The following is a 13,629-nucleotide window of genomic DNA, read 5'->3' on the forward strand; positions in this document are numbered from 1 at the left end:
AGTATTGATGGATACCTTGCTGTTGCACTTTGACGATGAAACCCCGGAGGCGGAACGCCTGGCCCGGGCTGTGGGCGTCGAGTGCGCGGTCATCGAGCGGCATCGCTTCCTCGATGACGAGCTTCATCTGCGGCTGCCCCAGTCCCTGCCGCGCAGGGTGGTCGTCTATCGCAGCCTGCATCGTCCCGACGAGAAGCTGCTGGAATTGCTGTTGCTGGTGCGCGCCGCGGGCCGGCTGGGCGCCGAGCACGTCACGCTGGTCGCGCCCTGTCTCGCCTACATGCGGCAGGGCGACGAGTTCCTGCCCGGCGAGGCCGGCAGCCGGGACATCGTCGGCAGTTTTCTCGCCGGCCTGTTCGACGTGGTGCTGACGGTGGATCCGCATCCGAACCGTGTCTCGTCGCTGGCCGAGGCCGTGCCGGTGCTGCATGCGCATGCCTTGCCGCACGAGGCCGGCACGGAGCAGGCCCGGAACACCGAGCGCATCACCCACCCGGGCAAGGCGGCATGCCTTGCCCCCCGACTGGCTGAAGCCTTGCGCGCGATCCACGCCGATTGAGTTTCCCGCCCCGTCAAGTGCCCGCCTTTGGTCGCGCAGGCGATGACGTTCAGAAGGCTTGGTGCTAGCATCCTGTCTTTCTGCATGGGCAGGACCCTCGTCGCGCCGGCAAGGAGCATCCTGTCCCGCGCGGCTTCGATGATCCACTGCGGGGAGAGGTGTGAAGCAATCGGTAAGGACCGTGGTATTTGCCGACCTGACGGGGAGTACCGGTCTTTTTGAATCGGCGGGCAACATGATTGCCACGCGGCTCGTCACGCGCTGTACGCAGACCATCGGCCGCCATCTCACGCTCGCGGGCGGACTGCTCGTGAAATACCTGGGAGATGGCGTGCTGGTGCTGTTCGACAACACGCTCGCTGCCGTCGAAGCTGCGTCGCGCATGCAGGAAGTGCTGCGCGAGCAGGTGCCCGGACTGCCTCAGGGCGGCACGCTCGGCGTCAAGACCGGCATCGAGCGGGGCCCCATCGTCGAGCACGACGGCGACTGTTACGGCGATGCGGTGAATGTCGCCGCCCGGCTCAGCGACCGTGCCCAGCCGGGCGAGACGCTGATCGGCGAGGCGGCTTTCGACGGCTTGCCGGAGGCTCAGCGGCTGGCATGCCAGAGCCTCGACCGCATCATGATCAAGGGCAAGGCTGAGCCGATGCGGGTGTGGCGCGTCGACTGGGCGCGCACCGCCGAATCGACGCTGGCCGCGAGTTTCGACTTCAACCAGTTGCTGGAAGACCGCCAGCCGATCCAGCGCATCGACATCCACAGGCTGGACCAGCAGACGGTGCTGTATTCGGGCGAAGGGCCGCTGATCGTCGGGCGCGGTGAAGGCGCAGGTTTTGCCGTCGATGACCCCCGCGTGTCGCGCCGGCATGCGCGCATCGAATGGGCGGGCGGGCAGTGCACCTTCACCGACTTCAGCAGCAACGGCAGCTGGGTGCGCTTTGCCGGCTCCTCGGCGCCCGTCATGCTGCGCCGCGACAGTTGCGCGCTGTACGGGGCAGGGGAGATCGGCCTCGGCGCCCAGCCGGAAGACTTCACCGCGCCCACGCTCGGTTTCCAGATCCTCGGCGAGGACTGAACCGCAGCACGCGCCGCGCAGGCAGCGGCTTGGCCGCGCCGCTGCACGACCCCGTGCGGTTTTACCGCGACGAATCCGCCGTCAGCCGTCAAGCTGTACGCGGATTCAATGAGTTGCGGAACATGAACTGTAAATGGCTGGACGCCGTCTCCCCCACCGGGCGTGCGTTGCGAATCGTCGTGCCCTACATGGTGGCGGCAGGGCTGTGGGTCGGGCTGTCCGACGCCGTCGCGCTGTGGCTCGCAGCCGATGCCGCTGCCTACGTCAGGCTGCAAAGCTGGAAGGCTGCGGTTTTCGTCCTTGCCACCGGGCTTCTGCTCCATGTCCTGATGCGCGAACAATTCGCACGCATCGAGCGCTCGCGCGCCAAGGCGCGCAACCTCGCCGCGCGCTTGCGGCGAATGCTGGAGTCGCTCGACGACCTGATCTTCGTGTTCGACGACAAGCTGCGCTTTGCCGACGCCTACTATCCCGACCGCACGGAACTGCTGATGCCGCCCGAGCACTTCATGGGCAAGGGCGCCGACGAGGTGGGCATGCCGGCCGAGATCGGCCAGGCGCTGCTGCGGACACGCGACGAGCGTTCGACTCAGTCGGTCGAATACGCGCTCGAGCTGCCGCGCGGGCGTTGCTGGTACAGCGCCAAGCTGTCGCCGATGGTCGACGAGGAGGGGCGCTTCGTCGGCGTCATCGCGGTGGTGCGCGACATCACCGGGCTCAAGGCCAGCGAGCAGCGCTGTCGCAGCCTGTTCGAGAGTCTCAACAATGTTGCCGTGCAAGGATACGACGCGGACCGGCGGGTCGTGTTCTGGAATGGCGCGAGCGAGGCGCTTTACGGCTATTCGCGCGAAGAAGCCCTGGGCCGGCGCCTGGAGGAGCTGATCATTCCCCCTGCCGACCGCGACGAAGTGGTCCGCCTGCACCGCGCCTGGGTCGACGAGGGCGAGCCGATTCCATCCAGCGAGATCGAACTGCTCAATCGCGACGGCGAACTCGTCCCGGTGTTCTCCTCCCACAGCATGCTGCGCAACGAGCTGGGCGAGGCGGAAATGTACTGCGTCGATGTCGACCTGCGCGAATTGCGCGAGACGCAGGCGCAGCTGCGGCGTGCGGCAACCCACGACCCGCTCACCGGCCTGCCGAACCGCGTGCTGGCGAGGGACCGGTTCGACCAGGCGATGGCGCTGGCCGAACGCGAGCAGACGCTGCTGGCGCTGCTGTTCGTCGATCTCGACCGCTTCAAGATCATCAACGACACCCTGGGCCACGGCGTGGGTGATCGCTTCCTGCAGGAGATCGGCCGGCGCTTGTCGTCCTGCCTGCGTGCGAGCGACACCATCAGCCGCCAGGGCGGCGACGAGTTCCTGGTCGTGCTGTCGGGCCTGCGCGATCGCGGCGCGGTCGCCGCGATCGCGCAGAAGATCATCGACGCGGTGCAGCAACCCTGCGACATCGACGGCCATGCGCTGAGCTGCTCGTGCTCGATCGGCATCGCCGTTCAGCCGGACGACGGCGCGGATTTCGACAGCCTGCTGCTGCGTGCCGATACTGCGATGTACCAGGCCAAGGCGAGCGGCCGCAACGTCTTCCGTTTCTTCACCGCGCAGATGAACGTCGACGCGCACGAGCGCCTGACGATGCTGAATCATCTGCGCAACGCCATCCAGCACGGTGAGCTGGCATTGCACTATCAGCCCCAGGTCGACCTCGCCAGCGGCCGGGTGGTCGGTGCGGAGGCGCTGCTGCGCTGGCAGTGCGCCGAGCTCGGCAACGTGCCGCCGGCGCGCTTCATCCCGCTGGCGGAAGAGTCCGGCCTGATCATTCCGATCGGGGAATGGGTACTGCGCGAGGCCTGCCGCCAGGCCCGCGAGTGGCGCGATCAGGGGCTGGAGCTGGAGGTGATGGCGGTCAATGTATCGGCTTTGCAGTTCCATCGCGGCGATCCGGTGGAAATGGTCGGCCGCATCCTGGGCGAAACCGGCCTGCCGGCCGAATACCTCGAGCTGGAACTGACCGAATCGCTGCTGGTGCAGGACGGTTCGGGCGCGACGCTGGACACCTTGCGGCGGCTCAAGGCGCTCGGCCTGCGCATCGCGATCGACGATTTCGGCACCGGCTATTCCAGCCTTGCCTACCTGCGCCGCTTCCCGATCGACAAGCTGAAGATCGACCGCGCCTTCGTGCGCGACCTGGCCAGCGATGCCGACGATGCCGCGATCGTCAACCTGATCGTCGACCTCGGCCGGATCCTGAAGCTGAAGACCGTCGCCGAAGGCGTGGAAGATCATGGCCAGCTGACTTTCCTGCGCGAGCGCGGCTGCAGCGAGGCGCAGGGTTATCTGTTCGCGAAGCCGATGGCGCCGGTGGAGTTCAGCGCCTATCTCGGGGCGAGCTTCCTGTTGCGGGGACGGGAATCCCTGCCGCACGCGGCATAGGGCTGCTATCCTTCAAAGCTTTTTTCGAGAAGCTTTCGATGCAATCCGCTTTTCGTCGCGGCGCCCGGGAAGGGCTGCGCGATTTCCTGCCCCTGTCGGTCGGCCTGGTACCCTGGGGCATCGTCACCGGCATCGCGATGCGTTCGATCGGCCTGACCGAGCTCGAATCGCTGGGCATGAACCTGCTGGTCTATGCCGGCACCGCCCAGCTCGGCACGCTGCCGCTGATCGCCGCCGGTGCGCCGCTGTGGCTGATCATGCTCACCGCGCTGGCGCTGAACCTGCGCTTCGTCATCTTCAGTGCGTCGATCGCGCCGATGTTCGCGGGACGAAGCCTGTCCGAGCGCCTGGCCTCGAGCTACCTGCTGGTCGACGGCGTGTATGCGATCTGCGCCGACAAGGCGCTGAAGTCCGACGACGTGCCGTGGCGCTGGGGCTACTTCATCGCGCCGTCGATCTTCAACTGGGTGATGTGGCAGCTCTTCGTCGCCTTCGGCGTGTTCGGCGCCGATTTCGTGCCGCGCGACTGGTCGCTGGAATTCATGGTGACGATCGCGCTGATGGTCATGGTGTTGCCGATGGTGCGCACGCGGCCGATGCTGGTCGCCGCGCTGGCCGGCGGCCTGGGTGCCGTGCTGCTGCGCGGCCTGCCGCTGCGCCTCGGCGTGGTGGCCGGCATCGTGGTCGGCATCGCTGCCGGCTTCATCGCCGAACGCTGGCAGCAGCGCGGGAGGGCGGCATGATCGAAGGCGTGTGGCTGTGGCTGGCTTTCGTGCTGATGTCGATGACGACGGTCGGCACCCGTGGCAGTTTCATCCTGCTGGGCGAAAAGGGGCGTTTGCCGCCCGCGCTGCAGCGCGCGCTGCGCTACGCGCCGGCGGCGGCGCTGTCCGCGCTGGTGGTGCCCGACCTGCTGCTCGACGGCAACGAAGTGTCGCTGCTGAATCCCAAGCTCGCCGCCGGCCTGGTGGTGATCGGCGTGGCGTGGCGCTGGCGCAACCCCTGGCTGCCTTTCATCGTCGGCATGGCGGTGCTGCTGACGATGAGAAAAGGGCTGGGCTGGTAGCAGCAGCCACCGGCCCGGCCCCCGGGGTGCCTGGCCGTGCTGGCGGTGCGAAGCGCCGGCACGGCCTGAGCGGGTCTTACTCGATCGCCGAGCTGGATTTCGCCATCTCGCGCAGCGCGAACTTCTGGATCTTGCCGGTGGAGGTCTTCGGCAGCACGCAGAACTCGATGTGCCTGGGGACCTTGTAACGTGCCAGATGCTCGCGGCAGTGGGCGATGATGTCGTCGGCAGTGACGCCGGCACCGTCCTTGACCTCGATGTAGGCGGCGGGCACTTCGCCCCACTTCTCGTCGGGCTTGGCGACCACGGCGGCGGTCAGCACCGCCGGATGGCGGTACAGCACTTCCTCGACTTCCAGCGAGGAGATGTTTTCGCCGCCCGAGATGATCACGTCCTTGGAGCGGTCCTTGATCTTCACGTAGCCGTCCGGCTGCAGCACGCCCAGGTCGCCGGTGTGGAACCAGCCGCCGGCGAAGGCCTCCTGCGTGGCCTTCTCGTTCTTCAGGTAGCCCTTCATGACGAGGTTGCCGCGGAACATCAGTTCGCCCATGGTCTCGCCGTCGGCGGGCACGATCTCCATGGTCTGCGGGTCCATCACCGTCAACCCTTCCTGCATGTGGTAGCGCACGCCCTGGCGGCCGTTGCGCTCGGCGCGACGGTCGATCGGCAGATCGTCCCATTCCGGATGCTTGGCGCAGACCGAGGCCGGGCCGTAGGTTTCGGTCAGGCCATAGACGTGGGTGATGTCGAAGCCGACGCGTTCGGCGCCTTCGATGATCGCCGCCGGGGGCGCGGCACCGGCGATGAGGCCGGCGACGCTGTGCTCGATGCCGGCGCGCAGCTGTTCGGGGGCGTTGATCAGCATGCCGTAGACGATCGGTGCGCCGCACATGTGAGTGACCTTCTGGCTGCGGATCAGCTCGTAGATCAGCGCCGGGTCGACCTTGCGCAGGCAGACGTTGATGCCGGCATTGGCGGCCATGGTCCAGGGGAAGCACCAGCCGTTGCAGTGGAACATCGGCAGCGTCCACAGATATACCGAGTGCTGCGGCATGCCCCAGCTGATGATGTTGGAAGCGGCGTTCAGATAGGCGCCACGGTGGTGATAGACCACGCCCTTCGGGTTGCCGGTGGTGCCGGAGGTGTAGTTCAGCGCGATCGCATCCCACTCGTCGGCCGGCAGGCTCCAGCGATATTCGGGATTGCCGCCGGCGAGGAAGTCCTCGTACAGCAGGGTGCCGACACGCTCGGTGCCGGGGAATTCGTCGTCGAGCGCGTCGATGACCAGCGGCTTGTCGCCTTCCAGCAGATCGAGCGCGGGGCGGATGATGGCGGCGAACTCGGGGTCGGTGATCAGCACCTTGGCCTCGCCGTGCTGGAGCATGAAGGCGACGGCATCCGGGTCCAGCCGGGTGTTCAGGGTGTTGAGCACGGCGCCGGCCATCGGCACGCCGAAGTGGGCCTCGAACATCGGCGGCACGTTGGGCAGCATCACCGCCACGGTGTCGCCGCGCTTGATGCCGTGGGCGACCAGCGCGCTGGCGAGCCGGCGGCAGCGGGTATAGGTTTCGCTCCAGGTGTAGCGGCGCGAGCCGTGCACCACGCTGGCGCGCGTGGGGTAGACCATTGCCGTGCGCTCGAGGAAGCTCAGCGGCGACAGCGGGACATAGTTGGCCGGATTCTTGTCCAGTCCGACTGCGTAGGCATTCGACATTCTGTTTCCACTCCCATCGTGAGAAACGGGCTATTGATTAGAAATGAGTACAGCGGTGCCCGTTTCCGATTCCCTCTCCTCGCTCCGACGGGGTGGACGCCCTCGCCGCCCTGGCGCGAGGCGGCCGTTCGAGTCCGCCCTGGCCCCGCTGGGGAGAGCAGGGGAATGATACGGTTTTCCGCTGGGCGTAGGAATGGGTGCGGCAGTAAAAGATACGGATGCGTATGGTTGGTGCCCGGGTGCGGCGCAGGCTTTCACCGGGGCCGGTGTTCAGGTCTGCGCAGGGGCGGGGTCGGCGTGGTTGTCCAGCGCCACCGGCAATTGCCAGTGGCGGGCGCAGCGTGCGCCGGCGGCGTCGAGCTGCCACAGGTCGCCTGCGTCGCCGGTGACGAGCAGGCGGTCGTCGTGCGTGGTCATCGCGCACACCCGGCGTGTATCGAAAACCGTGCCGGCCCGGCCGTCCGCGCCCCAGCTCGCAGTCACGCCCGCGTGCGTGCAGCTCACGGCGAAACCATCGTCGAGCGCGACGATGTCGCCGGCGTAGTCGCCGCAGCGTTCGATCAGGCCGGCGTCGGCTTCGCCGTAGCGCAGCCGTTCGCCGTCGAGCAGGGCGAACAGCGGCCGGCCGGCCCTGCCTTCGTTCTGCATCGACACCGCGATGTTGCCGTGCGCGTCCTGGGCGATGTGACGCACGCTCATGAAGGCATCCGGCGGACGGTGGCGGGACAGCAGCCGCCCGTCGGCCGGGTCGAGAAAGGTCAGCGCGGGGTCCATGCTGCTCAGGTTGCGCTTGACCCGGCCGGTTTCCGGCAGGGTCAGGATGCCGCCGACGGCGACCGCCAGGCGGCCGTCGGCGATCCATTCGACCGCATGCGGACCGATGCCGCCGCAGGGCCAGGCGTCCAGGCGTTCGAGGCTGAGCGCGTCGAACACGCCGATGCGGCCGTCGCCGGTGATCAGGTCGGTCTCGGTGGCGTACAGCACGCGGCCGTCCGGGCGGAAGGCGAGGTGGCCTTCGAAGCGCGACTCGTCGTCGGCTTCGAAGCGCGCCAGCTCGGTGCCGGTGGCGACATGCCAGCGCACGAGGAAATCGCCGGGGCGGCGCGCGGCGACCACGGCGCTGCCGTCCGCCGACGGATGCCAGGCGATGTCGTGGCCGCGCGCGGGCAGCGCGAGCGCCGGCGAAGCGGTGCCGAGCAGGCCGGCATGGAATTCGGTCGGGCGCGTCGGCGAATCGCTCCAGCAGCTCAGCAGGCCGGGCGGCGCGCCGGCATCGGCGCGGGCGCAGGCGGCGGCCCGGGCCAGGGCCGGGCGGGCGCTGAATCCGCCGCAGGACAGCGCCGCGAGGCCGGCGAGCAGGCGGCGGCGCGAGAGCTCAGTCGCCATCGTTGTCTCCGAAGCCGACCCGGACCTTCAGATGCTCCGCGGCATCGTGGGCGAGCAGCCCCTGCAGCACGGCCAGCGCCTCGATGGCGCGGGCGATGGCGGCCCCGCCATCCTCGCCGGGGATGGCCGGCAGCGCCTGCAGGGCATCCCCGGCAAGCGCGATCTGGGCGTCGAAGCGGTCGGCGAGCACCAGCAGGCCACGGCCGCGCAGCATGGCGGTGAGCCCCGGCAGGCCCTCGCGGCCTTGCAGGCCGAGCCGCAGGCCGTCGAACAGGGCCAGCAGGTGGCTGCGCTCCTCGCCGCTGCGCCAGGCATCGAAGCCGCTGCGATCGGTCGGCTTGCGTGCGGGTTTCTCCAGGTACTTGACCCGCAGTGTGTCGATGCCGCCGATCAGGATGTTCACGCTGTCGCTCATCATCGAGGCTTCGGTTTCCTCGTCGATTTCGTCCAGGCTCGCGATCCAGTCCTGCCAGGCGGGCAGGATCGCGTCGAGGTCGCGGGCGGCGTCGGCCGCCAGCCAGCTCGCGTAGCCGCAGGCCGCGGCGTCGGTGGCGAGCGATGCCCGGGCCGGGTCGAACAGCAGGTATTCCAGCGCCGGCAGCCCCTTGGCGGTGACGCCGATGCGTTCGTCCGCCAGCGTGCCCGCGGCGCGGCCGCGCAGCGAGGATTCGATCTGCGGCGGGCGGGTGGGCCAGAAGTCGAGCCGGCGCAGGATGCGGGTTTCCAGCGCCGGGCCGTAAGGCAGCGCGCTCAGGCGCCGCAGCTCGAGCGCGGCCTGGCGCCAGGCGCCACGCGCGGCGTCGAGCGTGCCGTCGCCCGGCTGCTTGCAGACGGCGTCGACGCGCTGCGCGAGCGCGGTCGAGGATCGGGCCAGTTCCGCATAGCCGGGCGCCAGCACCTGCCGGCCGAGCGCCGACATCCAGGCCGAAGGGCTGATGAAGGGCGCCGGTGCAGCAGCGGAGGCCGGCGCGGACAGCAGCGCGGCGGCGAGCAGGGATGCGAGGGCAAGGGCAAGGCGCTGCTTCATAGCGACTCCAGGAAACGGATCAGGGCGTCGCGCTCGGCCTGGCTGAAGCCGAGCACCCGCGCCTTGGCGGCTTCGGCTTCGCCGCCGTGCCACAGCACGGCTTCCATCAGGTTGCGGGCGCGGCCGTCGTGGAGGAAGAAGGTGTGGCCGTTGACCGTCCTGACCCGGCCGATGCCCCACAGCGGCGGCGTGCGCCATTCGCGCCCGTCGGCGTCGAAGTCGGGGCGGCCGTCGGCCAGCCCTTCGCCCATGTCGTGCAGCAGCAGGTCGGTGTAGGGGTAGATGGTCTGCTTCGACAGTTCCGGGAAGCCGGGCAGGTCGCCGGTCACATGCCGGGGCACGTGGCAGCTCGCGCATTGCGCTTCGTGGAACAGGCGCTTGCCGGCCAGCACTTGCGGGTTGCGGGCGTCGGGGCGCGAGGGCACGGCGAGCGTGGTGGTGTAGAACACCGTGCGTTCGAGCGCGCGGTCGTCGATGTCCACATCCGGTTCGCCGCGCTCGCGCCGCCAGCCGGCTTCACGCTGCTGGCGTTCCAGACAGTCGGTCTGCGCGGGCATGCACTCCTCGTGCGGGAACAGCGTGCTGGTGATGCCCATGTCGCCATGGAAGGCGCCTGCGGTCTGGTGCCGGACGGTGGCGACGTTGGCCTTCCAGCCGAAGCGGCCGACCATCCAGTCCTGCGTGCCGGCATCCCAGACGCGGTTGAGGCGGCCGGAGATGCCGAGGCCTTCTTCCGCCTGGCGTGCGGCGATCGTGCGCAGGTCGGCCTCGGGGATCGCTTCCAGCAGGCCGAGGCCGATCACCGCCGGGGCGACGCGCGGCGACACCCGGGTCTCCGGGTGCAGCGGCCCGTAGGCGAGTTCGTGCAGCCGGTAGACCGGCTTGCGCAGCGAGTAGGGCGTGCCGTCGGCGAACCGGCCCGGCTGTTCGACGTAGCGGATCTCGACCGCGCCTTCGGCCTTGATGCCGGCCACGGCGGCGTTGTTGAACTGCGTGCCGTAGCTCGGCTCGGGTACCACGCCGTCCTTGCCGGCGGGCTGTGCCGGCGTGGCGGGAATCGACAGGCGGAACAGCAGGCCGACCGGCTGCTCGGTGTTGACGCCGTCCGGCGCCGGCGGCGGCGCGCCCCTGCCGTCGAGGATGTGACAGCCGGCACAGGCACGGGCGATGAAATGGGGGCCGAGGCCGTCACGGCCGGTGGTGGAGGCGGGCGCCTCGACCCAGTTCTTCCTGAAGAAGGAATTGCCGATGAAGAACGGCGTCTGGCGGTCGACCGACAGATTGGCGGCCGGGTAGGAAAAGGCGTTGCGGCCCTGGTCGCTGGTCGTGGTGTCGCCGCCCGGCAGATCCTCGCCGGGTTCGAAATCGGCCGCCACGGCATCGGCCGCTGCGGCGAAGGCGGGCAGGCTCGCGGCCATCACCACCAGCACCGCGCGGCGCAGGCTGAGCTTGAGTGACATCGATCGATTCGTGTCCGCATCGCCGGCGCTGCTGCCCCGGCGATGCGGCTGTGGGTGCTGAAGCGGGCGGCGCCGGCAGCGGGCGCCTCTTTCGGAGCTGGCGGGCCGGCTCACTCGGGCAGCGCGGTGTTCAGGCGCTTGATGCCCAGCACGTCGGCCGCCTGCACCAGGCTCTCGGTCTGGCGTTTCAGGCTGGCGACGGTGGCTTCCACCTTCGGCCGTCCCGGATTGCCGGCCAGGATGGCCTGGTCGAAGGGGGAGGGAATGGCTTCGGCGGCTTCCAGGCTGGCGCTCATGCGCGCATCGACTTCGCCGGCGAGCGCCTTGTCCTTTTCCGCCACCAGCGCATTGAGCGAGGGGCCCTGCAGCAGCGAGCCGTCGGCACGGCGGAATTCGCCGCGCCAGACGTTGCGGATGCCGAGCGCGTTGGTGACGGCGTCGCGGTGGGTGTTGTCGGAGAAGCAGGAATGCTCGTCTTCCTGGCTCTGCGAATCGAGCGCGACTTCGATGCGTTCGCCGGCCAGTTCGGCGCGGCTGAGGATGCCGAGCGCCGAGATGACCTTGGTCAGGCTGGCCGGATCGGCGACGAATTCCGCGCGGTAGTTCTGCGCGCCAGGCGCCCAGGCCTGGGTGAGGTCTTCGAGGTCCTGCACCAGCAGGTCGGTGACGATCTTCAGGTAGGTGCGGCGGCGGTCGGCGTTGGGCGCCTTGCCGTCGACGAAGTCGGTCCAGGCGCGGTCGCCTGGGCCGTCGGCGCGCAGGTCCTGGCCCCACAGCAGGAACTCGATCGCATGCCAGCCGGTGGAGATGTTCTCCTCGCCGTCCTTCTCGTTGAGCTCGGCGAGCGTGTCGGCATCGAGCTTCACGCTGCGGTCGTTGATGATGCCGGCGCCCGGGTTGCCTTCCACGCTGTCGACATAGGCTTCGTCCATCGGCCAGGCATTGATGCGGCCTTCCGGGCCGTCCTCGCCGTCGATCGGGCCGCCGTAGAAGCGGAAGGCCTCGGTCTGGCCGTACCATTCGCGCGCCTCCAGCCAGCGCTTGCGGGCTTCGAGCAGGCCGGCTTCGGACGGTGCGGCGACGAAGGCATCGATGGCCTTCTGCATGGTTTTCGCGGTGGAGGCGGAATCCGCATAGCTGGCGTGGACGAGCTGGCCGTAGTGGCTCAACACGTCTTGCGCGGTGACGGTTTTCTGCGCAATGGCGGGGAAGGAGAGGGCGGCCGCGGCCAGGCCGGCAACGAGAAGTTTCAGGCGCATGGGTGGAGGTTCCGGCAGAAATTGAGGAAATGAGAACGACTTCCATTATCGTGACTTTGGCCGGCCGTGTAAATTTCCGTGTGCCGTTCTCATTGGCCCGGAGTATGGGGACAGGAAGACGAAGTCTTGACAGGATGCCAGAATTGAATGATATTGAGAACGATTCGCAGAATGTCGGAGGTGTCTCATGGCAAGGGATCCAGTCCTCGAGCAGACGCGCCTGCTTGCCGGCGTGCTCACGCATGTGTCGCGCTATCTCGATACCGGCTGTCCCCGTGCCGCCCATCAGGCCGGGCTGCTGCTGCGCTGCCTCGATGCCAGCACGATGGATGAGGACCTGATGACATCGTGCGAACAACTCGACCAGGCGATATCCCATCCCCGCCATCTGGGCGGTGCGAGCGCCGGCAGCGATGCATGGACTTCGGATCAGTTTCGCTCGCGCACTTCCGCCACAACCATTTCATCATTCCAGAACTGATCGAAGGAGATCATCTTGTCCCGTTACACCGGCCCCCGATTGAAAGTGATGCGTGCGCTCGGTACAGAGCTGCCCGGCCTGTCGCGCAAGTCGCTCGGCGAGCGCAACTACCCGCCCGGCCAGCACGGCCAGCGCCCGAAGCGCAAGTCGGGCTACGGCGTGCAGTTGATCGAGAAGCAGAAGCTGCGCTTCAACTACGGCCTGACCGAGAAGCAGATCCAGCGCCTGTTCCGCGAAGCCAAGCGCGACCGCGGCCCGACCGGCGACAAGCTGCTCGAACTGCTCGAACGCCGCCTGGACAACTTCGTCTTCCGCGCCGGCTTCGCGCCGACCACCGTGGCTGCCCGCCAACTGGTGCGCCACAAGCACGTGCTGCTGAACGGCCGCTCGGTCAACATCCCGTCGATCCGCGTCAAGCCGGGTGACCGCATTCAGCTCACCGAGCGCGGCCGCCGCATCCCGGTCGTGGTCGAGGCGCTCGCCGAGCCGGCGCTGACTCGCCCCGAATGGCTGGCTTTCGACGAAGCCGCCTTCGCCGCCAGCGTGACGCGCACGCCGTCGCCGGACGAAGTGCCGTTCCCGGTCGACGTGCAGCAGGTCGTCGAATACTACGCGGTGCGGATGTGAGCACCCTGGCATCCCGTCGCCGTCGCGGCGCGGCTTCGGCTGCGCCGGACGAGGGGCTGGCCTACCCGAACCAGCCCGAACTGGCACTCGCCGCCGTGCTGCAGCTGCTGTCGCGCTTTCCGGCGCGGCAGTCGCCGGCGGTGGCGAAGGCCATTGCCGATCACCTGGCGGTGATCGGTAGTGATGCCAGGATGGCCGGCTGCGTGCGCGAGTGCGCATCCAGGCTGGTCGATGACTGGCGCGCGTACGCCATGTTGAGCGAATCCCCGCCCACGCTGGAAGCGGGCTCACAACTGCATTGATCGATCGCCGTCATTGGGCCGATGGCCCGGGAGCAAGATCATGAGCAAGAAGAAGTGCTGCAAGAAGGACAAGCCCTGCAAGGGTTGCCCGAAGCTGAAGAAGTAAGATCGAGCGCGTGTGACCGGGCACCTGAGATGCGGATTTGACCGGAATCAAACGGTAGTGATTCCTATTTAGCTATCGTTGCATCAGCCTGATTCCTGTCATCCTGAGCAAGCCAGCCGCCGCCAGCCAGCT

General features: G+C 68.3%; 13 protein-coding genes. 8 read left to right on the forward strand and 5 right to left on the reverse strand.

Features of this window, described 5'->3' with window-relative positions:
- Window positions 1-7 precede the first annotated feature (7 nt).
- The 5 genes from AAFL97_RS01570 to AAFL97_RS01590 all read left to right on the forward strand — a co-directional run bounded on the left by AAFL97_RS01570 (window position 8) and on the right by AAFL97_RS01590 (window position 5,135).
- A complete protein-coding gene (locus AAFL97_RS01570) occupies window positions 8-559 on the forward strand; it encodes a ribose-phosphate pyrophosphokinase-like domain-containing protein (protein WP_341643455.1) in 552 nt (183 codons plus the stop codon).
- A gap of 181 nt (window positions 560-740) precedes the next feature.
- A complete protein-coding gene (locus tag AAFL97_RS01575; protein WP_341647072.1) occupies window positions 741-1,634 on the forward strand; it encodes an FHA domain-containing protein in 894 nt (297 codons plus the stop codon).
- Window positions 1,635-1,756: 122 nt separating this feature from the next.
- Window positions 1,757-4,069, forward strand: a complete 2,313-nt coding sequence (locus AAFL97_RS01580) for a putative bifunctional diguanylate cyclase/phosphodiesterase (RefSeq protein WP_341643456.1) — start codon at window positions 1,757-1,759, stop codon at window positions 4,067-4,069.
- Between the two features lie 38 nt (window positions 4,070-4,107).
- Window positions 4,108-4,812: an AzlC family ABC transporter permease gene (locus tag AAFL97_RS01585; protein WP_341643457.1), complete on the forward strand. Its 705-nt coding sequence runs from the start codon at window positions 4,108-4,110 to the stop codon at window positions 4,810-4,812.
- Window positions 4,809-5,135: an AzlD domain-containing protein gene (locus tag AAFL97_RS01590; RefSeq protein WP_341643458.1), complete on the forward strand. Its 327-nt coding sequence runs from the start codon at window positions 4,809-4,811 to the stop codon at window positions 5,133-5,135. Before AAFL97_RS01585 ends, AAFL97_RS01590 begins: the two co-directional genes overlap by 4 nt.
- A 76-nt stretch (window positions 5,136-5,211) precedes the next feature.
- On the opposite strand, the gene AAFL97_RS01595 is transcribed toward AAFL97_RS01590, so the two are convergent.
- The 5 genes from AAFL97_RS01595 to AAFL97_RS01615 all read right to left on the reverse strand — a co-directional run bounded on the left by AAFL97_RS01595 (window position 5,212) and on the right by AAFL97_RS01615 (window position 11,981).
- A complete protein-coding gene (locus AAFL97_RS01595; protein ID WP_341643459.1) occupies window positions 5,212-6,849 on the reverse strand; it encodes an acyl-CoA synthetase in 1,638 nt (545 codons plus the stop codon).
- Window positions 6,850-7,119: 270 nt separating this feature from the next.
- Window positions 7,120-8,235: a DUF1513 domain-containing protein gene (locus tag AAFL97_RS01600; RefSeq protein WP_341643460.1), complete on the reverse strand. Its 1,116-nt coding sequence runs from the start codon at window positions 8,233-8,235 to the stop codon at window positions 7,120-7,122.
- Window positions 8,225-9,262 carry an imelysin family protein gene (locus tag AAFL97_RS01605; RefSeq protein WP_341643461.1) on the reverse strand — a complete coding sequence of 346 codons (1,038 nt, stop codon included), beginning with the start codon at window positions 9,260-9,262 and terminating at the stop codon, window positions 8,225-8,227. The genes AAFL97_RS01600 and AAFL97_RS01605 overlap by 11 nt, the downstream gene beginning before the upstream one ends.
- The gene (locus AAFL97_RS01610) at window positions 9,259-10,722 is read right to left on the reverse strand and encodes a di-heme oxidoreductase family protein (RefSeq protein ID WP_341643462.1); all 1,464 of its coding nucleotides are present in this window, start codon (window positions 10,720-10,722) and stop codon (window positions 9,259-9,261) included. The genes AAFL97_RS01605 and AAFL97_RS01610 overlap by 4 nt, the downstream gene beginning before the upstream one ends.
- Window positions 10,723-10,832: 110 nt before the next feature.
- The gene (locus AAFL97_RS01615; RefSeq protein ID WP_341643463.1) at window positions 10,833-11,981 is read right to left on the reverse strand and encodes an imelysin family protein; all 1,149 of its coding nucleotides are present in this window, start codon (window positions 11,979-11,981) and stop codon (window positions 10,833-10,835) included.
- 187 nt (window positions 11,982-12,168) lie between these two features.
- On the opposite strand from AAFL97_RS01615, the gene AAFL97_RS01620 reads away from it, so the two are divergent.
- From AAFL97_RS01620 to AAFL97_RS01630, 3 genes are read left to right on the forward strand one after another with little or no spacing between them, the layout of a single operon-like run.
- Window positions 12,169-12,462: a hypothetical protein gene (locus tag AAFL97_RS01620; protein WP_341643464.1), complete on the forward strand. Its 294-nt coding sequence runs from the start codon at window positions 12,169-12,171 to the stop codon at window positions 12,460-12,462.
- A gap of 15 nt (window positions 12,463-12,477) precedes the next feature.
- Entirely contained in the window at window positions 12,478-13,089 is a 612-nt protein-coding gene (gene rpsD / locus AAFL97_RS01625; RefSeq protein WP_068635940.1) for a 30S ribosomal protein S4, read from the forward strand.
- Window positions 13,086-13,391, forward strand: coding sequence for a hypothetical protein (locus AAFL97_RS01630; protein ID WP_263460702.1), 306 nt, complete (start codon window positions 13,086-13,088; stop codon window positions 13,389-13,391). Before rpsD ends, AAFL97_RS01630 begins: the two co-directional genes overlap by 4 nt.
- Window positions 13,392-13,629 lie beyond the last annotated feature (238 nt).

The sequence above is a fragment of the Thauera sp. SDU_THAU2 genome, from assembly GCF_038260575.1.
GTDB lineage: Bacteria > Pseudomonadota > Gammaproteobacteria > Burkholderiales > Rhodocyclaceae > Thauera.